This is a genomic window from Marinobacter sp. tcs-11, assembly GCF_002049515.1.
Taxonomy (GTDB): domain Bacteria; phylum Pseudomonadota; class Gammaproteobacteria; order Pseudomonadales; family Oleiphilaceae; genus Marinobacter; species Marinobacter nauticus.
Window position 1 is genome coordinate 47,323 of sequence record NZ_LLYU01000004.1, and the last position, 22,095, is coordinate 69,417.

A 22,095-nucleotide genomic window follows, 5' to 3' on the forward strand; every position below is an offset into this window, starting at 1 on the left:
CCGGCTGCCGGGCTTACTGTTTCACGGCTCGCAGGCGCTGACCTGCCACCGGTGGTTCGAACTTGATTCCGGCCTGTTCCAGAACCCAGCTTTCTATTTTTGTGTGCCACTGCTTCAGCAGGTCTAGCGGTCGCTGGCGGTAGTGCTTTTCAACGGTGGCACTAGGCTTATGCCCTTGGATTTGAGCAACGATCCCGGCTGGCACTTCTACCCATTCCGACAGGGTGCCGAATGACCGCCTCAGACCGTGCAGAGTCAGTCCTTCAATGCCTGCCACTTTCAGGGCTTTGTTGTGCTGAATGCGAGGCTCGATCAACTGACCGCTCTTTGCGGTGGGGCTGGAGAAAACCCATTCGTTCCGGCGGGGTAACGATTCAATCAGGAACGCTACATAGGGGGTCAGCGGAATCACCCGTTCCCCTTCAACCTTGTCATGGATTGCCAGGCTTCCCCACCGGGTATCAACGTCTGACCATTGCAGGGTTGATAACTCTCCCCGCCGGGCACCGGTGAGTAATAGGATTTGCAGGTAGGCAGAAATCACGGGGTTATGGATTTGTTGGACCGCTGAAAACCAAGCCTGCAACTGCTCCCGTTGCAGGCAATCGACTTTAACCCCTTTCCGGGGCAGGGTTTGTTTCGCCAGTCGGTTCGAACAGGCATCAGGGCTTGCCAGCCCCTGAAAGCGGGGCTGATCATTGCACCAGTGCAGGAAGGCCCTTAGCAGAGCAAACGCCAACCGGGCTTGTGTGGGGCGGTCCTTCGCTTCTTTCTGCAACCATTGCCCCACGGTGTCACTGTCTATATCCGACAGCTTCACGGAAAGAAGCGGGGTCAGCACACCGGGTTGTGTTTTACCCTTTCCACGCTTGAAAGGTTCCCCTCCGGGCCTGCTGATCTTCAGGTGGTCTTTGCGGTGGTGCTCACCCCAACGGGGTGTCCGGGCTTTAATGTATTCGGACCAGGCATCACCCACGGTGACATCAGCACGCTTAGCTTCATTCTGGGCTTCTCTGACGTCCGCCAGCCGTTGTTTCTTTTCCAGGCGGGGATCTATGCCCTGATCAACCAAGGTGCCAAGTCTACGGGCCTCAGCGCGGGCATCATCAATGCCCCAGGTCTTCACGTCACCGATAGTCACCCGCAGGGCTTTACCGTCTATCCGGCCTTGATAGATGAATGCTTTGGTCTTTGCGGTGGCACGAACTGCTAACCCTGGCACCGTGGAATCCCACAAGAACGCTTGCTTGCCATCAGAACCGGGGGTAAACCCGTCTACCCTGCCCGCTGTCAGATTTACCCTCATCCCTGCCACCCCTCGAAACGTGTAAGCAATATGTAAGCAGATTTCGAGAATACGGGTACATTTCGATCAATGCAATAGAGGGAGGAAGTAGTCACTAATGGTTGATAATAAAGGGTTTTGGTGTATTTTTCGGAATATTCAATCAACACCGGAAAATTCGGATACGCGGGGACTCACAATCCCTTGGTCGCTGGTTCGAGTCCAGCTGGGCCCACCATATTTCAAGCACTTACCGCACCCCTGAGTACTCACCCTCCTCCTAGTGTCAACCAAACGTCAACACAGCTTTTTTGGGACGTTTCGAGGCCTAGTTCGTTCTCTCCAACCCGAAAATCTGGAAAATAGAAATCATGTGCTGGGACGAAACGAGCAAACCTCATGGAATACTTTTATACGATGTTCGAGATGGCCAAGGCTGGTGAAAAACAAGGAATCATCTTTTTCATTGCTCTCTACTGTTTTCTAATAATGAGCATCTCTCTTTTTGGTCAGTGGCGAATGCGTCAGTGGCCGTCAACCATCGGCAAATTGATCACGGCTGGGACTCGAGTTTTCGGCGCACATGACCTCTCTCCCTCAGACACTCAGTACAGAGCCAACGCGCTTTACGAATTCGAGATACGTGGAAAAAAGTACCAGGGAAAACGGGTCTCACCGTGGATTTTTATTACCAACAAGAATGCCAGCGCGATCCTGGAACATCAGCTTAATAGTATTGATCGGCAAGGTGACAGAGTCAGGATTTTCTACAACCCCGACAATCCGAAGAAAAGCACACTCCTAAAACCAGGTTGGTTTGGGATCTGCGTTTCCATCGCAATCTGGATCGGTCCACTGATCGGATACTGGATTTCTTATTATCGTTGAACCTTTGCAAGCACTCACCGGAGACTTAAACCAAGGGCCCTTTCTCAGTGACTTCATTGAGGTAGTCGGGAGCCAAGTGAGCATATCGAATCGTCAGTTTCAGATCTGAATGCCCCAGAACTTTCTGGAGTGTCGGTGTAACCATCACCTAAAATCGGTGCATGCGTAATTAGAGTTCTCCGGCCTACAATGAGGCAAACGGAGAACGACATGAAGAAATCACGGTACAGCGAGTCACAGATCGTCAAGATCCTGAAGGAGGTCGAGGGTGGCCGCCTGGTCAAGGAAGTCTGCCGGGAATACGGCATCTCCGATGCGACCTACTACAACTGGAAATCCAAGTACGGGGGCATGGAGGCCTCTGATGTGAAGCGCCTCAAAGAGTTGGAAGAGGAAAACCGCCGACTGAAGCAGATGTATGCCGAGCTGAGCCTGGATCACAAACTGCTGAAGGATGTGATCGAAAAAAAGCTGTAAAGCCAGCCGTTCGACGAGAACTGGTGGATTACCTTAAGCAGGCTCACGGCGTCAGCATTCGCAAAGCCTGCCGAATCGCTGGCATCAGTGACTCTGTGTACCGGTATCGGCCGGACACCTCCCGGGATGAACCGGTGATTGCAGCGCTTCAAAGCGCGACTGAGCGCTATCCCGCCTACGGTTTCAGCAAACTGTTCAAAGTGCTGCGACGCTGGGGGCACGGATGGAATCACAAGCGGGTACACCGGCTGTCTTGCGCACTCAACCTGAACAAACGACGACGGGCGGAAAACTCTAATCAGCGGTGCAACTAAAACAGGGATGTTTACAGTCCGACCTCACTTTGCTTTACAAGTCCAACTACGAAGGCCCGGAAGAAGGCTCCTACCAATCCTTCTACTCCACCAGTTTCACCGGAGACCCTAACAACGCGGTGATCAGCTGGGATGGCCCGGACTACATTGTGTGCCCTGAGTGCTTTCTGGTTGTCAAAGACGGCAACGAGCCACAATACCTGTTCAACATCGGCAGCTGGAATGGCCAGGACGTACTGGATCTTCAGGGCTTTTATCCGAACAGAGGCGCCATTTCTCATGTAGCGATCTTTGGCAAGTCCGTTCCTGTACAGGTTCCTGAGCCAGGAACACTGGGCCTGCTGGGACCTGGCATTCTGGGCATGCTCACAATCAGAAGAAAGTTACAGAAACCCGCCTGAGTGTCGACATTCTTTACATGCCACTAAAGCTCCCCTCGGGGAGCTTTTTTTGTGCCCGTTCACAAAACCGCAAACATTAAGTAACAGAAATACACAGAAGCCCACCTTTTAAGCTCATGAGTTTTCAGCCGTTTTAGACAATTCTTGAGGTACGTGGTTCTACCGACACCCTGTCGTGTCAAAAATGCCAACGTCCCGATCAGACAAGCCTCATACACTAAAACCTGAACAAGCGTACCAGTCCTGAAAGGAATCCCTCGGGACTGAGCACAAAAACAATGAGTGAACGGAGTGTATACATGGTTCTTTCCCCCCGATTCTCAGTACGGGCGGTATCCCTTGCCGTTGCAGCAGTTTCCGCCTCCCTGTCCATGCCCACCAGTGCCAGTATGGGCAACCTGGGCACCAGTTATGGTGTAATGCCGGTCGATGTGGCCACCGCCCAGTCCCTTTCGATGTTCAATGAGCAGGTTTCTGCCACCTATTACAATCCGGCAGCGCTGACGAAAGATCCTCGTGGCGAGCTTACGGCGGGTATCCTTCATTCTGAACAGGAGCTGCGCTCCGATAATCCCAACGCCAGCGGGGACATTGTCTCCGACTCCCCGAGCCAACACGTTTTGATCGGCATGAAGACCAACCTTGGGTCACTCACCCGGTTCGGGCACCCCATCTATCTCGGGTTTATTGCGGGCGTGGAAAAGTACGGTAAGGAGATGCTGGCTTTCAGCTCTGAAACCAGCGAGAGCGGACAATTCCTCCAGTACGGGAAAGAACCTTTGTTCCTTAACATCGGTGGTGCAACTCCGATCTGGCGCGGTATTTCCGCAGGTGCTTCGGTTCGGGTAACCCTCGAAGCGACCGCTAATCTTGATGCTGTCTCGACGCTGGGCGGCGAAACCAGCCGTGAGCGCCTTGCGGTCAATGCCGAGCCTTCTCTGAAGACCATTCTGGGCACGAACATCGATCTGGGCAGCACATTTTGTCCTGAATCTGACTGTTTCCTGAACGGATGGGAAACGGCGCTGACCTACCGGACGAAGTCCTCGGCCTCAACCACGGTCGACTCCAACATCATCGTGACCCAGACCATCCCGGATCCCGGGCTCAGCCTGGCTGTGACGACCATCGACTCATTCCAGCCTGAAACAATCGCCATCGGTACCCAATACTCGGGTGACGGCTGGCGCATTGGCGGCAGTATCGAACAACAGAACTGGTCGGAACTGGAAGACGAATTCAGCAGCGACTCCATCAAGGATCAGGGTTCCGTGGCCTCCGGAAACCGCATCGGTTTCGACGACATCCTGATTCCTCGCCTCGGCGCCGAATATCAGTTGAACAAGAACTTCGCCGTTCGTGGCGGTATTGCCTACGAAGAGTCTCCCCTTAAAACCACCCGTAATCCGGAGCTCAACTACCTGGATACCGACAAACTGGTAGTTGGCCTTGGTATCAGTGCCACTTACGACCGCACCCGTCTGCTGGCCTACCCGGTGCGGCTCGACCTGGGCTACCAGTACCAGCAACTGCAGGAGCGCGACTTCACCCTCGTTGACTACGACGGTGACGAAACCAGTGTCACTGCCGATGGTGATATCCACGTATTCAGCGGCTCCATCACCCTGAAGTTCTGAGGAGGCTTGCCATGAAGTACAACAAGACCCTGGCACTGATTCCGGCCATTTTGCTGGCCGCCTGCGGCGGTGGCGACAAACAGACCATTGACGAAAAACCCAGACCCGGCTCGATGGTCTATTCCTTCCCGATGGATGGGCAGGCTGATATCAGCCCGAAAGCCGACATCGTGCTGCGCTTCTCTCATGCGATTACCGATGATGAAGCAACCCTGCAGAACAAGATCACCCTGCAGAGTAACGACCAGCCCCAGCCATTTACCGTGACCTTGATCGATAATGGCAAAAGTCTGAAGCTTGAGCCTGCCAACCCGCTTGCGACCGGCGAAGAATTCACCGTAACCTTCCAGGAACCGCTGGCCGCCGAGGGCGGCCGGCAAATCACTACTCCGAACGCTACTGGTGATGACGGCATCCAGTTCGCAACCCGTGGCGCCTATGCGGGTCTCGCGGGGCTGGCCAACACCGCAGACACTTTCGACATTGCCTGGCAAGTACCCGCCAGCGACAGCCCATTCCAGGCCATGAATTTTTCGACCTTCCGGTTTGCCATGACGCAACCGGTCCATCCTGAATGGCAATCACTCGGCGGCAGTATTCAGTTAAAGGACGCCAGCGGTGAAGAGGTTCCGGCGACGGTACTGGTTAAAGGCAACCGCATTACGGTTGACCCCTGCGTAACCCCCGAACTGTCGCAATGCGGCAGCAAGCAGGATATTCTCGACACCGGTGAAACCTACACCCTGCATTTGACCAACCTCGCTAGCCTGACCGACAGCAGTGAGGACAACCGCTTCACCGGGGAATTCACCTTTACCCCGAGAGACACGGGCCCAACGGTTGTATTGCAACAAACCGCCGTAGATTCCGGCAACGGTGAGCTGAGCTCTGTGCTCAACGGCCAGGCCCTCAATGCGGTAACGCTCAACTCAGTACTCCAGGGCGAAGCCGGCCCCTCTCAACAAACCGGGGACCTGTTTGCCGAGCTCGCATACGCCCCGGCGTTTGATGCTGACGAAGCACTGCCGCTGCGCATTCCCAAGGGCAGTGTGCTGAAAAGCACCAGCCTGAACGTACTCGTGGGTGGCAAGGTACAGGTTCTGGATGCCGCGACCGGCGAAGACCAGCAAACCGGCACCATCAAAGTGACCATGCTCTCGGATGCATCCGGCTACATGAGCCCGAACCAGTACACCGATGACATCAATGCCCCGCGGCATATCACCCTGTTTATGGACGTATCCATGAACACGGAGGCAGCACAGCCGAATGCCGCGCTGTCCCAGGATCTGATGGGGGTTGAACTGCGCGGTATTGCTCTGGTTCGGGACGGCGTTCTGACCATCGACGCCATCGGCATGGTGGAACCAAACCTGCTGGGCCAGGAATTCACCGATTCCACCATTGCCTTCCATCTGCAGGCCGCAACCGATGCCGACTCGGTTCTGGATGCCGAAAACCTGCGGGAACTGGATGCCACACCACCCAGCCTGGTGAGCTGGATGCCCGGCCCTGCGAACGCCGTTCCGGCAACCCGACAGTCCATGCAGCGCCCGGGTGACCCGATCATTCTGTTCTTTGATGAGCCGCTTGATCCGAAATCAATCGAAACTGGCATCACGGTGTCGGAAAACGGCACCGCGATTGACGTTCAGCATGCTATCGACGGCACCACGGTAACCCTGAACAAAGCCGGCGGTCTGGAGCATGGCAAAACCTATGATGTGAGCGTCAACGGCGTCTCCGATCTGGCCGGGAATGTCGTCGCCCTGGATACGCTGACCTTCTCACTGGATCCCATCGAAGGCAACAACGTTGAGGTTCGCCCGCCACTGGCACTTACTACCTATCCCGGTTTCCCCTGCGAAACCAATCACAGTGCACTGGACCTTGCCAATGGTGTGCTTGGCCAGTGCTATGACGTGAGGGGCGACGCCTATAACGGAGGACGGGCAGCGACCGTCGACATCATGCCGGTAAGTGAAATGCCGGCGGATCGGCCCATTACCGTGGTTTTCTCAAAATCGATGGATATCAACTCCTTTATTCTCGGCCAGACCTTCGCCGTTGAGAAAGTGACTCAGTCCGGTATCGGCGCGGGAACTGTGAGCGTTGTCGAGAGCGTGCCCGGACGGCTAGAGAAAAACACTCAGCGGGTGCGGTTCTTTCCGGATCAACCCTGGGAACCCGGTGCTCACTATCGTTATACCTTGGCATCCTCAGAGAGCTCTGGCGCCTGCTCGCCCGGGAGCTACAGCGCAATCTGCGACACCGATGGCCTGGCTCTGAAAACGGATCTGCTCGAGGGTCTGAACGACCCGGATGGTGGAAATGATCCACTGGTGATCTATTTTACGGCCACAGAAGCGGTCTCGACGGTATTCACACCGCTGAGGAACCTTCCCATTCGCGATACCAACTCGAACTTCCTGATTGACTGCAATCCCTATGACAGCAGCAAGGGTAACCGGGCATTTGAGAATACCGACGACTGCCTCGAGCCGTTTGCCCATGAAGGCAGTGATGCGGAGGGATGGGCTCCCTCTGCCAACGCAACCAAGCTGGCCGTTCGCAATCAAACAGCTCAAGCCAGCGCTCTTGCAGGTGGTAATGTACCGGCGCAGGTCGGTTGTGACGCCGGCGAAGGGGTCTCCTGCCCTCGCAGCAAGTTCATTTATCAGACCTACGCCCTTAACACCGAGGTAAAAGGCCCCGGTACCTATGATCCGGATCCAACCGTTGAGGGTGATGAGATCGAGGGCATTCTTGTGGATCTCTATCCAACACTGCTCGCAACCAGCTCCATCAGCGTTTTCACCAAGATCAAGCTGGCAGGCCTTATTCCACTGCAGGAAGAAACGGTGACAAACACCCAGGTTCTCAGGATGCGTTACGCGAAAGATGATCCTTCGTGCACTGGTAGCAACTGCGCACGCAACTCACTCATTCCCGGGGTGATCGCTGAAGGCGAAAATGGACAGCCAGTGTTCATCACCAAGGCGGACCTGCTGCTGGACGCTCCAGACATGGTCATTCCACTGGGCGGCACCCATGATCTCTATGGCCGGCCATTCACTCTCGACCTCAAAGGAGACATCACCTTCTTTGATGACGGGCGTATGCAAATCGAGCAACGTAATGTGAATTTTGTTGGCAATGCGGATGAGCTTCTGGTGACAGCCAACACGGCGGGAATCTCTCAGATCGGCCTGGTAACCATCAAGTTGCCGCTGGAGATTCCGGTTGGTGGCACCTACCTCAACTTCATCTCCAACCCGGTCAAAGACCTACCGGCTCAGTACGAATAAAACACAGGTTACTCAGGTCTACCCTCCTCAGGCCAGTCTCCGGACTGGCCTTTTTTGTTGGCCTTTCGGGGCCACAATCGCAATCGGTTTTTCATTCCGGGTCGTTTTCCTGATAATCTGGTTGCAATATGAAACCCAACAACAAGAATTCCGGGAGAGCCTGCATGGAAAACGGCGTCCACTACCGCACCTGTCACCTCTGCGAAGCCATGTGTGGCGTTGCCATTGAGGTCAACAACGGCAAAATCACCAGTATCAAGGGCGACGACCAGGACCCTCTGAGCCAGGGCCACATCTGTCCGAAAGCGGTCGCACTTCAGGATCTGCATGAAGACCGGGAGCGCCTGAAGAAGCCGATACGCAAAACTGCCCAGGGCTGGGAAAAGCTATCCTGGGAGGACGCCTTTGACCTGGTTGCCGAGAAGCTTCATGGAATTCGGAAAACCTACGGCCGAAACAGTATCGGGGTCTACCTGGGCAATCCCAATGTCCACAATCACGGCGCCCTGATGACCACCATGCCGTTTTTGCGGGCCATCGGCACCCAGAATCGCTTCTCTGCCACCTCCAACGACCAGCTACCGCACATGCTGGCCAGCCTGGAGATGTTTGGTCACCAGATTCTGTTTCCGATTCCGGACATCGACCATACCGATCTGTTTATCTGTATTGGCGGCAACCCGATGGCCTCAAACGGTAGTCTGATGACCGTACCGGACATCCGGGGCCGCCTGAAAGCACTGCGTCAACGGGGCGGGAAACTCGTGGTGATTGATCCCCGGCGCACTGAAACCGCCCGCCTGGCCGACGACTTCCATTTTATCCGGCCCGGCACCGATGCCTTCCTGCTGATGGCCATGGTACACACTCTGTTCGAAGAGAACCTAGTGGACCCTGGCGCGGCCGAGCGGCTGGTGAAAGACGTGGATCTTCTTCGCCTGGCCGCCCTGTCGTTCTCACCGGAAGCGGTAACCAGGCACACCGGCGTTGAGGCTGAGGCCATCCGGCAGCTGGCGCGACAGCTGGCCAAAACCCCACGGGCCGCCCTGTATACCCGAATGGGCACCAGCACTCAGGCGTTTGGCGGTACCACCACGTGGCTGGCGTACTGCCTGAATATCCTGACCGGCAAGCTGGATATACCCGGTGGCGTACTGTTTACCCAACCGGCGGTGGATCTGGTGGCACTCGGCGCCATGTCCGGGCAGCGCGGGCATTTCGGAAAGCGCCACAGCCGGGTTCGCGGTCTACCGGAATTTGCGGGAGAGTATCCGGCCAGCACCATGGCCGATGAAATGCTTACACCGGGCGAAGGTCAGGTCCGTGCCTTTGTGACCGTGGCCGGCAACCCTGTGCTATCAAGTCCTAACGGCCAGCGACTGGAGTCAGCCCTGGAGGGGCTGGATTTCATGGTGTCCGTGGATTACTACCTGAACGAAACCACCCGCCATGCCGATGTCATTCTGCCGCCCACGGCGGCCCTGGAGCGCAGTCACTATGATCTGATCTTCAGCCAGTTTGCCGTACGCAACGTAGCCAAGTACAGCGAAGCACTGTTTCCAGCAGCGGACGACGCCCGCCACGACTGGCAGATTCTGCTGGAGCTCGCACACCGTCTGGAGCAACAGCGCAAAGGCGGGCGCCTGCCCCTACGCTCGGAAATGGGCTGGAGGGCGTTCAAAAAACTGGGACCAGATCCGATTCTGGATCTGCTCTTGCGAACAGGCCCCTATGGTGCCGACGCCGGCCCGGTGCGCCCATTCGCCCAAACCGCCATCGAACTGGTGATGGACATTCTTCCGGAGCGTAACCCCCTCAAAGGCCTGGCCCGGCTGAGCCCACTCAACCGACGTTGGGATGAATTACCAAAAGGCCTATCACTTTCTGCTCTGAAAGCCGCACCGCATGGCATCGACCTCGGCCCCCTGCAACCGGCGTTACCGGAAAGGCTGTTCACCCGCGATGGTCTGATTCAGATGGCACCTCGCCGCTATCTCGCGGATGTGGAGCGCATGCAGGCTACCCTTGAATCTGCCCCCGCTGACGGCCTGCTGTTGATTGGCCGTCGCCATGTCCGCAGCAACAACTCGTGGATGCACAACAGCCAGCGTCTGGTCAAAGGCAAAGGCCGCTGCACCCTGCTTATCCACCCGGACGATGCCAGCAAACGAGCGTTGAACCCCGGAGATCATGCCGAGGTTTCGGTTCAGGGGCGAGACGTGGTGATCCCGGTGGAAATCACCGAAGACATTATGCCGGGTGTGGTGTCCATCCCCCACGGTTGGGGTCACCATCGATCAGGCACCGGCCAATCAGTGGCATCGTCCCACGCCGGGGTCAGCATCAACGATCTGTTGGATGATGCCCTGGTGGATCCGGTTTCGGGAACCTCGGTCTTGAACGGCCAGGCGGTTGATGTCAGAGTCTGGCAACCCGAACCTCAACAGAAACAGGCCTGATAGCGGCCTCTTGAACAAACAGGAGTGTAACCATGCCCAGAGGGCTGCAATTGGTCTTTATTGCCATCGGGCTGGTTATTATCGGTGTGTTACTGGTGTATATCTGGCGCCAATCTCGGCTGCTGTCCGAACAGCGGCTGCGCCAGAAGAAAACCGAGGAGTTTCAGGCCCGGCGCCGGGACGAAATGATTGAAAGTATCCGGATTATCGCCATGGCGGTAGAGGAAGACCAGGTTGAGTATTCCGAGGCCTGTCTGAGATTCAAGGGTCTGCTGGATTACCTGGCCCCGGAACTGCTGGAAAAACCACCCTTTCAGGTGTTCCAGACGGTGCACGACAAGATTCAGCACATGCCCACGCATCAGGCGAGGAAGAATACCGACTCTGCGACCATCCGGGAAATGGACAAAGAACGGTTTGCCGTGGAAAGGGAGCACTCCGATGAAATCCGTCAGGCTGCCACAGCAATCCGCCATCATCGCTTTGACTGACGCCCGTATTTTGTAACTTTTTGTTACCGATCGGACGCCCGCTTCAAAAATATGTCAAAGCAAATCAATAGCTTTTAGCCTCAAGGAAAGCTGACACCATGCTCATTTATGTAATCTGCATGCAGTCGCCTTTCCTTTTCCCGGAGCTTGTCTAAATTTAAAACAGGAGGCCGCTCCCACCACACTGGATCAGCCTCCCCGTTGTTTTCTCCTGACAAGTTTGGACGACTCTGCAACAAGCGGGTGAACTTGCCGGCCTCAATGGCCGGCCCTTTTTTATCCGCCCTGACTCATCATCCCGGCCATGGCCATAATGCTGTCTTTTCGGCGCACCAGCTCATCAAACTGTTCCTGAACCAGCTCCCTGTCCAGACCCAGCTCATCATAGACAGCCTGAGTTGCAGACTCACCCGCGCCCAAGGCAACACCCCGCTCGGTCAGCAACTGCCGCCCCAGCCACAAGAGACGGGCATATACATTGTGAGGCCCGTCATAGGCGGGATTCTTCTGGTAACGAATAGCCAGTGTCACTTCGTCCGGCATACCCCAGTTTTCCATCAACTGCGCCGCAATCTGCTCCCGGGTGATCCCCAGCAGGTAATGCTCGATGACACTGGAATCAATGTGCGGGCTCACCTCCAGCGAGCGGCAGACCAGCTTGAAATGCGGAGGGAACACCTGCGCCAGTACCAGATGCCCGAAGTTGTGGAGCAAACCGGCCAGATAGGCGAGACCAAACAGAGGTCGCTGCCCTCGAGGCATCATACTCGCGAGAATACCTGCAGACTGAGCCTGCCAGATGGCCTGCTGCCAGTAATCAACATAACCGTCCGGGTGATCCTGCGGGTGCTTCAGGGCACGCCCCAGTGCCAGGCCCATGGCCAGATTCATCACCAAATCAAAACCCAACACCCGGGATACTGCATCGTGGACGGAATGCACCCGCCCTGCAGCGGCGTAGAACGATGATGACGCCCAACTCACGACCTGGGCTGCCAGGCTCGGATCGCTCTCCACCACATCCACCAGGTCCCCCATTACCGCATTAGGGTTTACCCGCAGATGAATGATGCGCTGGGCAGTCTCAGGCAAGGGCGGCAGCTCCAGCGTATCCTCCAGTCGCTGCTGAATACGCAAGCCGGTGAACCTTTTGATGGCGGAATGCAGCTGGTCACGGTCGGCGGCGTGATTGTCAAGATTGACGGAGATATTTGCGATATCCACCGCAAAATCGTGTCGGGCGGCCTTTGCGGTCAACTGGCGGAAATCTTCGGCCGGCATCATCAGGCCCAGGTCCTGTTCCCCCAACTCCAGCGCAACCGCCTCGAGTTCGTCCACACGCCGGTCAACTACAGTCGGCCAACCGGTGAGTGATGGCAGCGCCGGCAACTCCTGAAGCCCGGCTTTCTGGCGGACCCGAACCTGCTCGCGCCGCTGCATCATTCTCAGATCCCGCCCCAGACGCTTGTTCAGGGCTTCCAGATCGAGCATATCGTTGCGACGGCAGATGGCCTGCAGATTACCTTGATCGTCACTGAGCAGTACCATTCGAAGCAAATGGCCGGTATCAATCTGGCTTACGCTCCGGAACGATACACCGGGGGCGTTATCACCAAGTGCCTGCTGTACCACAACAGGAAGTTCCATAGCATTCTCCGGACAAAGGTTATCAATCAGTTTTCATGCATTTTGCAGTCATTAACGCGACATTAACAGGCCAATATCGGCCACGAGCACAGGCGTTATGAAATTCATGACCAACACTATACGTCGCCATAACGAATTTTCTCACCCAGCCACCGTCTGATAAGTGCTGAGACTACCCGAGGCTCCCTCATCAGGCTCGGAGCCATGTCACGAATGGGTTCAATCCAACCCTTGTCGCGTTCAAAATCGGCCAGGCGAAACTGCATCAAGCCAGTCTGGCGAGTACCCAGCACTTCTCCAGGCCCCCGAATCTCAAGATCCTTTTCGGCGATAAAGAAGCCATCCTGACTGTCCCGCAGCGCCTGTAACCTGGCCTTGCCATTATTGGACAGGGGCGGGTGATACATCAGCACGCAGAAACTGGCTTGCTCACCGCGGCCAACCCGGCCCCGCAGCTGATGCAACTGCGCCAGCCCGAGCCGCTCCGGGTTCTCGATAATAATCAGAGAGGCATTGGGCACATCGACGCCGACCTCGATCACCGTGGTAGCTACCAGCAAGTCCAGTTCACCGTCTTTGAAACGCTCCATTACCGCGGCTTTTTCCTGGGCTTTCAGGCGGCCATGAACAAGGCCAATGGACAGGTCCGGCAACCTCTCAACCAACTCCTGGGCGGTCACTTCCGCCGCCTGGCACTGAAGCGCCTCGGATTCTTCAATCAGAGTGCATACCCAGTAGGCCTGCCGCCCTTCCCTGCAGGCCTGGCGTACCCGCTCAATGATGTCGTCCCGGCGGCTCTCCGGCAGCACAATCGTTTCAATGGGCTTACGCCCCGGCGGCAGCTCATCAATCACGGAGGTATCGAGGTCGGCATAGGCGCTCATGGCCAGGGTTCGCGGTATGGGCGTCGCCGTCATGATCAACTGGTGCGGCGCCAGCGTTCCTCCAACCCCTTTCTCTCTCAGGGCCAGCCGCTGATGCACGCCAAAACGGTGCTGTTCGTCGACAATCACCAGCGCCAGGCGCTGGAATACCACGTCATCCTGAAACAGGGCATGGGTACCAATGGCAATCTGAGCACGGCCCTCGGCGACCGCATTCAATGCTGAGTGCCGGGCCTTGCCTTTCACCTTCCCCGACAACCAGACCAGCTCCACATCCAATGGCTCCAGCCAATTACGGAAGTTCTGATAGTGCTGCTCCGCCAGAATTTCGGTAGGTGCCATCAAGGCTACCTGGGCGCCGGCTTCGATGGCTTGCAGGGCCGACAGAGCGGCGACCACGGTTTTTCCCGAGCCGACATCACCCTGAACCAGGCGAAGCATCGGCACCGGCTGGCTCAGATCCTGCCGGATATCGGCCATCACATGGCGCTGGGCACCGGTCAGACTAAACGGCAGTTGCTCCAGAAATCGCTCTGCCCGGTCTCCCGCTGGTAGCAGCGGCAAGGCCTCCCGGGCCTGTATCTGCTCCCGGACCTGCAACAGGCTAAGCTGATGCGCCAGCAACTCCTCCATCACCAGCCGCTGCTGAGCCGGGTGCTTTCCCTCTACCAGCAGATGCACCGGGGCGCCGGCCGGAGGCAAATGCACCAGGCGAACAGCCTCGGTTATGCCGGGCAACTGGTAGTCCGCCAGCAGTGCCGGGGGCAGCCAGTCCTTGATGGGGTAGCGATCCAGATAGCTCAGGGCCTGCTGACACAGCCCCCTGACCCGGGGCTGTTGAATGCCCTCGGTCAGCGGATACACCGGCGTGAGCGTCGCCTGTTCGGCCGACGGCATGGGAGGTGGATTGGTCTGGTACTCCGGATGGTAGAATTCGTAACCGGCCCGGCCCGGTCGCACTTCGCCGAAACAGCGTACTCGCGTGCCTTCAGCAAGCTGGTTTTTCTGGGCGGCATTGAAGTGAAAAAACCGCATCACCAGAAACCCGGTGTCATCCCGCAACGTCACCTGCAGGCTGCGCCGACGCCCCATCACCAGGTCGGCCTTCATGACCTCACCTTCCACAACGGCAATATCGCCGATACGCAGGCTGCCCATGGGCACTACGCGGGTGCGGTCTTCATAACGGTAGGGAAGATGGAACAGGAGATCCTGAATGGAGTGGATGCCCAGCCTGGCAAGTATTTCCGCCAGGGCGCTTCCTACGCCCTTGAGCTGGGTTACCGGGATGTCCTCCAGTGACGTCATACGGCCCTCAGGCGCTTTCAGCAACCGCCGGTGTGTCGGTTTTGGCTTTTTCAATCACCCGGCACTGGCTAGCCGCCAGTGACAGTACATCGATGGCTTTGGGCCGCGGGAAGGTTACACGCCAGGCCAGCGCCACGGTTCGGAAAGGCACCGGCGCCGCAAAAGGCCGCACCGCAAGGATATCTTCCTGGTATTTGATGGCAGTGGCGGCCGACAGCGGCAGTACCGTGATTCCCAGACCGGAGGCCACCATGTGCCGGATGGTTTCCAGCGAACTGCCCTCGGTCACCAGCTCCGGTCTGCCGTTATCCGCCCGTTTGGTGATGGCATCCACCAGGGGCGGACATGACTCCAGCACCTGATCCCGGAAACAGTGGCCGGGCCCGAGCAGCAACAATTGCTCTTTCGCCATCTCTTCGGCCGTCACCTGCTCTTTCTCTGTCAGCGGATGATCTGCTGGCAGCAGCACCACAAACGGCTCATCGTAAAGCGGCAGGGTTACTACTTCCGGCTCTTCAAACGGCAGGGCAATGATGATGGCATCCAACTCTGAGTGCCGCAGCTTCTGGCGCAGGCTGGCGGTGTAGTTCTCTTCTATGTACAGGGGCATGTCTGGCGCTGCTCTGCGCAGCTCCGGTAATAAATGCGGGAACAGGTAGGGTCCGATGGTGTAAATCGCGCCGACCTTCAATGGCGAATTGAGCTGATTCTTGCCGTCCTGCGCCATATCCTTGATCACGCCCACCTGGTCCAGAACCCGCTGGGCCTGCTCAATGATACGCTGGCCAACTTCGGTCACCCGAATACTGCTTTTGCTGCGCTCGAACAATGGGATACCGAGCTCATCCTCCAGCTTTTTAACCGCAACGCTAAGGGTCGGCTGGCTGACATGACAGCGCTCTGCGGCACGGCCAAAATGCCTTTCCCGGGCAAGTGTAACAACGTATCGTAACTCGGTGAGGGTCATGGTGAGCTCCGGTTGACGTACTCAGGTCGAAGTTTCACTTACTTTATCAGCCAAAGGATAAGGATTGAAATTGTCTATGGCAATGACTGATGACAAGCAAAAGGCACAAATTCTGGTGGCGGGCTGCGGCAAGCTCGGAGGTGACATTGCCACGGTTCTGCTGGGCGCCGGAGACGTATACGGGCTGCGCCGCAACCCGGATCGGGTTCCCCAGGGAGTGACCGGGATCGGGGCAGATCTGACCCACCCGGAATCCATGGCTGGCAAGCTTCCGGAACACCTGGACATCGTCGTCTATTGCCTGACGCCATCCAGCTACGACGAAGAGGGTTATCATCAAGCCTATGTCACTGGTCTCAAGAACCTGCTCAACGTCATCGGTGAGCAATCCCTCAAGCGGCTGATCTTCATCAGCAGCACCAGCGTCTTTGCGCAGAATGATGACAGCTGGGTCGATGAGAACAGCCCTGCCGATCCGGACCGGTTCACTGGTCAACAAATCCTCCAGGGCGAACGTACCGCCCTGAACAGCGGGCATCCAGCCACCGTTATTCGCTTCAGTGGCATTTATGGCCCCAGCCGTCAGCGTTTTCTTGAGGAAGTCCTGGAAGGCCGCATGAATCCCCAACCACCCGCACCTTTCAGCAATCGCATACACGAAGTGGATGCCGCCAACGCTGTGGCATGGCTTGCGCAAAAAGCCCTGAACGGTGAGGACCTGGAGCCACTGTACGTCGCCAGTGATTGCGAGCCGGTTCGGCTGGATGAGGTGGTTGATTGGGTGCGGACTCAGGTGCCGTGCAAAGCCCCGGTGGAAGGCGCCCGTAAAGGCGGGCGGGCCGGTAGCAAGCGCTGCAGTAATCGAAAACTGCTTCAGAGTGGCTTTGAATTCCGGTACCCCGACTATCGGGCGGGGTACCGGGAGATGATCAGCAAGCTCTGACGCTTAGCTGAGCACCATAACGGCTTCCATTTCCACCGGAACGCCTTTCGGCAGCGCGGCTACACCGACGGCGGCGCGTGCCGGATACGGCTCCTGGAAATAGGTGGCCATGATCTCGTTGACAGTGGCGAAGTTGGCCAGGTCCGTCATGTAGATATTCAGTTTGACGATGTCCTTCAGCTCGCCACCGGCCGCTTCACACACGGCTTTCAGGTTCTCGAACACCTGACGGGTCTTGGCGGCAAAGTCGCCCGCCACCACTTCCATGGTTTCCGGGTCCAGCGGAATCTGGCCAGACAGATACACGGTGTCCCCGGCTTTAACAGCCTGAGAGTAGGTACCAATCGCCTGAGGGGCGTTTTCGGTCTGGATAACAGATTTGTTGGTCATGACCTGCAATTTCCTCTTTTCCAAAACGCCAATCGTCACCTTTGGGCGTAGCCACTGTCAACCACGCAAAGGTCTCAGTGCCGAACCCGGCCGATATGGGTCACTGCACGAATATTCCGGACCCTGCGCATCACCCGCGCCAGATGCTTGCGGCCATTCACATGCACCACGAGGCTGACGATGCCGAAGCGCGCGTTCTGGTCTTCCACACTGATGCGCTCAATGTTTCCGTCTGCCATGGCAACGGCGTTCGCTACTTCGGCAATCACCCCGCGCTGGCGCTCCAGTTCAACCCGAAGCTCCACCGAGAATTCATCGGTAATGTCCTTGGCCCACTTCAGGTGGGTCAGCCGGGCACGGCCTTCATCGTCCTCCGGCAGGCGGGAACAGGTATCTGAATGAATCACCATACCGTTGCCGGAGTCCATCACACCAACCACCGGGTCCCCGGGAATGGGTTTGCAACAATTGGCAAAGCGCACCAAGAGCCCTTCGGTGCCGCGTATGGTGACGGCGCCCTGCTTGCTGTCCGGGGCATTTTCCAGGTTGGCCGGCGCGTCCATCACGTCATTGCCAGACACCAACTGACGGGCCACCAGATAGGCCATACGGTTACCCAGACCAATATCGCTGATCAGATCATCAAAGCTGTTGACCTGGTTGTGATTAACCACCGCCTGTTTCTGGGCATCGCTGATATCCGACAGTTTGGCACCAAAACCCTTGAGCGAACGTTTGAGCAGGGTGCGACCCAGCTCCATGGACTCGGTCCGCTTACGGGTTTTGAGCACATGCCGGATACTGCTTCGGGCTTTGCCGGTCACCACGAAGCTGAGCCAGGCAGGATTCGGGCGGGCGCCGGGCGCGGTGATGATTTCCACCGTCTGCCCGCTTTGCAGCGGTTGACTCAGAGATGCCAGATTGCGATTGATCCGACACGCCACAGAGGCATTGCCGATATCGGTATGGATTGCATAGGCGAAGTCCACCGGGGTGGCCCCGCTTGGCAGCTCCATGATCCGGCCCTTGGGCGTAAACACATAGATCTCGTCCGGGAACAGATCGACCTTGACGTGTTCAATGAACTCCATGGAATCATCCGCGCGTTCGCGCATTTCCATGAGCCCCTTCACCCACCGATCAACCCGGGATTGATTGATGGTGGTCACGCCGGAGGCTTCGTTTTTGTACATCCAGTGGGCAGCAATACCATTGTTGGCAATGTGCTCCATTTCCTCGGTCCGGATCTGGATCTCGATGTTCACGTGCATGCCGAACAAGGTGGTGTGAATGGACTGATAGCCATTCGACTTGGGCATGGCAATGTAATCCTTGAAACGCCCGGGCAGTGGCTTGTAGAGACTGTGTACGGCGCCAAGTATGCGATAACAGTTATCCTCGGTATCCGTAATGATCCTGAACGCATACACATCCATGATTTCATGGAAGGATTTCTGCTTGAACTTCATCTTGTTATAAATGGAGTTCAGGTGTTTCTCCCGCCCCAGAATGCGGCCCGGAAGCCCACGCTCCTCCAGCTTTTCCTGCAGCTTTCCCCGGATGTCTTCAATGATCTCCCGGTGGCTGCCACGAAGCTTCTCCACCGCCTTGGAAATGTACTTGGCGCGCATGGGATAGAGCGAGGAAAAGCCCAGATCTTCAAGCTCGGTACAGATGGAATGCATGCCCAGGCGATTGGCAATGGGCGCATAGATATCGAGGGTTTCAGTGGCGATACGCAGGCGCTTCTCGTACGGCATGGGGCCAAGGGTGCGCATGTTGTGCAGGCGATCCGCAAGCTTCACCAGAATCACCCGGATATCCTTGGCCATGGCCAGGGTCATCTTCTGGAAGTTTTCCGCCTGGGCCTCCGCCCGGGAGCGGAACTCAATCTGGGTCAGTTTGGAGACACCATCCACCAACTCGGCCACATCCTCTCCGAACTGTTCCGCCAGCGCATCTTTTGGAATGCCGGTATCTTCAATGACATCGTGAAGCATGGCTGCCATCAGGCTCTGATGGTCGAGCCGGAGGTCGGCAAGAATTCCGGCCACAGCCAGGGGGTGAGTAATATAACGGTCGCCGCTTTTACGCATCTGGCCTTCGTGGGCCTGCTCGGCGTAATAGTAAGCCCGTCGCACCTGATTGATGCGATTGGTATCGAGGTAGGAACTGAGCTCTCTGGCCAGTTCTTCTACCGTTGCCTCTGCTGCGACCACCGCGCCTCCATCGTTCTCAGTATACCGGGGACAAAAAAGCCCGAATGCGTGCATCCGGGCTTCCGTTGTCCTTCCTGGCAGGTTCTATAGTTACACTATAAAACTGCGGAGGCAGATTTCAATGCTTCTCAATTACCGGCACGTATTTTTACGCATCGCCGGCAACCGGACGAACTCAGTCGTCGTCTTCTTCCAGCAGAAGATCGCGGGTCACCTTGCCTTCTGCAATCTCACGCAGGGCAATAACGGTCGGCTTGTCATTCTCTTCCGCAACCATCGGCTCGGCACCCTTGGTGGCGATCTGGCGGGCGCGTTTGGTGGCCAGCATGACCAGCTGGAATCGGTTATCTACGTTTTCCAGACAATCTTCAACGGTAACTCGTGCCATTATCTTCCCCGAACAAAAAGAATCACTGATTTAGCAGACCGCGTAGTTTACTGGCCCCGGCTCAATTTGTATACAGTGAAAATCACCATCACCCGTGAGCGGACAAGTCCCGCAGCAACTCACCGTGGCGAACCTGCTGGGTGGCCATTTTCAGCCGCTCACTGCGGACAATGGCCAGCAGATCAGCTAATGCCACCGCAAAGTCATCGTTGACCACCAGGTAATCAAACTCGACCGCGTGCCGGCACTCTTCCTCCGCCTCCGACAGCCGCCGTTCGATGACTTCCGGCGCGTCAGTACCACGGCCAACAAGTCGCTGGCGCAGGATTTCAGCCGAGGGCGGCACAATGAAAATGCTCACACATTCCGGAATCAGCCGGCGCACCTGTTCCGCCCCCTGCCAGTCAATCTCCAGGATCACATCCTGCCCGGTAGCCAGGGTTTCCCGCACCCACACCTGGGAGGTGCCATAGTAGTTGCCGAAAACATCCGCATGCTCCAGGAAATCACCCCGGGCAATCATGGCCTCGAACTCATCCCGGCTGATGAAGTGATAGTTCACGCCATCCTGCTCTCCATCGCGCATCGGGCGAGTGGTGTGGGATACCGACACCCCCAGCCGGGAATCCTGACGGAGCATTTCCGACACGAGGCTGGTCTTGCCCGCGCCGGAAGGAGCGGAAATCACAAACAGGGTACCCTGCCCACCGGCCTGCTTCATGGCTTGAAGACTCCTGAACAACAGTTTGCGGCCAACACGCATGGCCAGAAAGCGGCAAATTATACGGGGTTTGACTTATCTCCGCATCCCGGCCCGGGTTCAGCTGTTAGTATGAACGCAAACACCCACAGTAAACGGATACCGCCATGGAAAAACTCCTGATCATCATGGATCACCACCATAAAGACCAAACCGCCCTCGCCCGTGGCGTGGCACTGGCCCGGGCAACGGGCGCAGCGGTGGAGGTCGTGGCGTTTGTGCATGAATATCTGGATGCACTGCCGGGCGATCCGGAGGTACAACAACGGGCCCGACAGGCGCTCATGGAACATCGCCAGAAATGGCTGGAACAGATGCTGGCGCTGGCCGATTGCAATGATCTGAAGATCCATGCCCGAACGGTCTGGGAAAAGCACATTCACCTGTGGGTAATTGCCCAGTGCAAGAAAGAGAACGTTGGTGTCGTGGTAAAGACGGGCCATCGCTCAGAAACCTTCCTGTATACCCCAACCGACTGGCACCTGATTCGCGAGTGCCCGTCACCGGTGATGCTGGTGGCGGAGAACAAATGGAACAAGGCTCGGCCAATCCTGGCGGCGGTGGACCTGAGCTCCGACAAACCCGTGAAGAAAGCCCTGAACAATCGCATCATTGATCGCGCCTGGCATCTGGCGAAGGCTCTGGAAACAGAGCTGCACCTGGTGCACGCACTTCATACCTCGGTGGTTCTGGCCGACCTGGACATCATCGACCCTCTGGCCCACGCCAGAAAACGGGAAGCGGCCCTGAAACCGCAGATTGAACACCTGTGCAACACCTGGCACCTGATGCCGGAACAGGTCCACATCGAATCTGGCCCTGCTCAAAAGATCATTCCCAGTGTTGCCAACCGGATCAAGGCCGACATGGTCGTCGTCGGCACCACCGGTAAAACCGGCCTGGCCGCCCGTGTCATCGGCAACACGGCCGAAAAGGTGCTGACGCATTTGCGGACCGACCTGCTGGCCATCAAGCCGGCAGAGTAAACCGCACGAACACCGGGGTGGCAGAGACCACCCCGGCTCACACCTCACTCCAGATTCTGCACCTGCTCGAAGAATAAAAATATAAAACCCTTCAAAAACAGGTGATTAAAACGTTTTCTCTTGTGATAAATGATCGGTACTACCCAATTTACTACCCATGAATAGAAACTTTATCTCTGAGTAGCCCACATAGTTACTACTCATGATTATAAACTGGGATAAGTGGGAAACTGGGAATTCCTGATCTTTTCCGGTTTCCCGTCACCTCGTCTCAACCGAAGAAAACCTGCCAGCAAGTCTAGCAAGAGCGGCGCTCCCAGCGCACCTCTGCTGATACAGCGAA

The 22,095-nt window shown here is 56.8% G+C and carries 16 protein-coding genes and 1 pseudogene; 9 read left to right on the top strand and 8 right to left on the bottom strand.

Translation table 11 applies throughout. The features are described from left to right. Nucleotides 1–13: 13 nt before the first annotated feature. Entirely contained in the window at nt 14–1,306 is a 1,293-nt protein-coding gene (locus tag ARC85_RS06365; protein WP_286714542.1) for a tyrosine-type recombinase/integrase, read from the bottom strand. A gap of 378 nt (nt 1,307–1,684) precedes the next feature. On the opposite strand from ARC85_RS06365, the gene ARC85_RS06370 reads away from it, so the two are divergent. The 7 genes and pseudogenes from ARC85_RS06370 to ARC85_RS06400 all read left to right on the top strand — a co-directional run bounded on the left by ARC85_RS06370 (nt 1,685) and on the right by ARC85_RS06400 (nt 11,260). Further along, on the top strand, nt 1,685–2,173 hold the full coding sequence (locus tag ARC85_RS06370; RefSeq protein ID WP_286714543.1) for a DUF3592 domain-containing protein: 489 nt from the start codon (nt 1,685–1,687) through the stop codon (nt 2,171–2,173). A gap of 210 nt (nt 2,174–2,383) precedes the next feature. Next, a pseudogene (locus ARC85_RS06375) lies at nt 2,384–2,940 on the top strand (transposase); the annotation flags it as partial. 53 nt (nt 2,941–2,993) lie between these two features. Next, nucleotides 2,994–3,365, top strand: coding sequence for a PEP-CTERM sorting domain-containing protein (locus ARC85_RS06380; RefSeq protein WP_286714544.1), 372 nt, complete (start codon nt 2,994–2,996; stop codon nt 3,363–3,365). Between the two features lie 299 nt (nt 3,366–3,664). Next, nucleotides 3,665–5,002, top strand: a complete 1,338-nt coding sequence (gene aupA / locus ARC85_RS06385) for an alkane uptake protein AupA (RefSeq protein WP_278350748.1) — start codon at nt 3,665–3,667, stop codon at nt 5,000–5,002. Nucleotides 5,003–5,013: 11 nt separating this feature from the next. Beyond that, nucleotides 5,014–8,310, top strand: coding sequence for an Ig-like domain-containing domain (locus ARC85_RS06390; RefSeq protein WP_278350749.1), 3,297 nt, complete (start codon nt 5,014–5,016; stop codon nt 8,308–8,310). 164 nt (nt 8,311–8,474) lie between these two features. Next, nucleotides 8,475–10,769 (top strand): molybdopterin-dependent oxidoreductase, encoded by a 2,295-nt coding sequence (locus ARC85_RS06395; RefSeq protein WP_278350750.1) that lies wholly within the window; start codon nt 8,475–8,477, stop codon nt 10,767–10,769. A gap of 32 nt (nt 10,770–10,801) precedes the next feature. Further along, on the top strand, nt 10,802–11,260 hold the full coding sequence (locus ARC85_RS06400) for a DUF2489 domain-containing protein (RefSeq protein ID WP_011784175.1): 459 nt from the start codon (nt 10,802–10,804) through the stop codon (nt 11,258–11,260). Between the two features lie 276 nt (nt 11,261–11,536). On the opposite strand, the gene ARC85_RS06405 is transcribed toward ARC85_RS06400, so the two are convergent. From ARC85_RS06405 to ARC85_RS06415, 3 genes are all read right to left on the bottom strand, one after another. Then, a complete protein-coding gene (locus ARC85_RS06405; protein WP_199453085.1) occupies nt 11,537–12,907 on the bottom strand; it encodes an aminoacyl-tRNA deacylase and HDOD domain-containing protein in 1,371 nt (456 codons plus the stop codon). 116 nt (nt 12,908–13,023) lie between these two features. Continuing rightward, nucleotides 13,024–15,099 carry an ATP-dependent DNA helicase RecG gene (gene recG / locus ARC85_RS06410; RefSeq protein ID WP_199453083.1) on the bottom strand — a complete coding sequence of 692 codons (2,076 nt, stop codon included), beginning with the start codon at nt 15,097–15,099 and terminating at the stop codon, nt 13,024–13,026. Between the two features lie 7 nt (nt 15,100–15,106). After that, on the bottom strand, nt 15,107–16,066 hold the full coding sequence (locus tag ARC85_RS06415) for a hydrogen peroxide-inducible genes activator (protein ID WP_011784172.1): 960 nt from the start codon (nt 16,064–16,066) through the stop codon (nt 15,107–15,109). Between the two features lie 76 nt (nt 16,067–16,142). On the opposite strand from ARC85_RS06415, the gene ARC85_RS06420 reads away from it, so the two are divergent. Then, nucleotides 16,143–17,009: an NAD-dependent epimerase/dehydratase family protein gene (locus tag ARC85_RS06420; protein WP_199453082.1), complete on the top strand. Its 867-nt coding sequence runs from the start codon at nt 16,143–16,145 to the stop codon at nt 17,007–17,009. 3 nt (nt 17,010–17,012) lie between these two features. Here ARC85_RS06420 and ridA read toward each other — a convergent pair whose 3' ends face one another. The 4 genes from ridA to gmk form a co-directional block, all read right to left on the bottom strand. Further along, nucleotides 17,013–17,399 carry a deaminase RidA gene (ridA, locus tag ARC85_RS06425; protein ID WP_011784170.1) on the bottom strand — a complete coding sequence of 129 codons (387 nt, stop codon included), beginning with the start codon at nt 17,397–17,399 and terminating at the stop codon, nt 17,013–17,015. 74 nt (nt 17,400–17,473) lie between these two features. Further along, a complete protein-coding gene (locus ARC85_RS06430) occupies nt 17,474–19,618 on the bottom strand; it encodes a RelA/SpoT family protein (protein WP_031211543.1) in 2,145 nt (714 codons plus the stop codon). 175 nt (nt 19,619–19,793) lie between these two features. Beyond that, nucleotides 19,794–20,006: a DNA-directed RNA polymerase subunit omega gene (gene rpoZ, locus ARC85_RS06435; RefSeq protein WP_011784168.1), complete on the bottom strand. Its 213-nt coding sequence runs from the start codon at nt 20,004–20,006 to the stop codon at nt 19,794–19,796. A gap of 88 nt (nt 20,007–20,094) precedes the next feature. Further along, complete coding sequence (gmk, locus tag ARC85_RS06440) at nt 20,095–20,727, bottom strand: guanylate kinase (protein ID WP_286714545.1); 633 nt, start codon at nt 20,725–20,727, stop codon at nt 20,095–20,097. Between the two features lie 146 nt (nt 20,728–20,873). Between gmk and ARC85_RS06445 the strand changes: the two genes are divergently transcribed. After that, nucleotides 20,874–21,752 carry a universal stress protein gene (locus tag ARC85_RS06445; protein WP_286714546.1) on the top strand — a complete coding sequence of 293 codons (879 nt, stop codon included), beginning with the start codon at nt 20,874–20,876 and terminating at the stop codon, nt 21,750–21,752. Nucleotides 21,753–22,095: the final 343 nt, after the last annotated feature.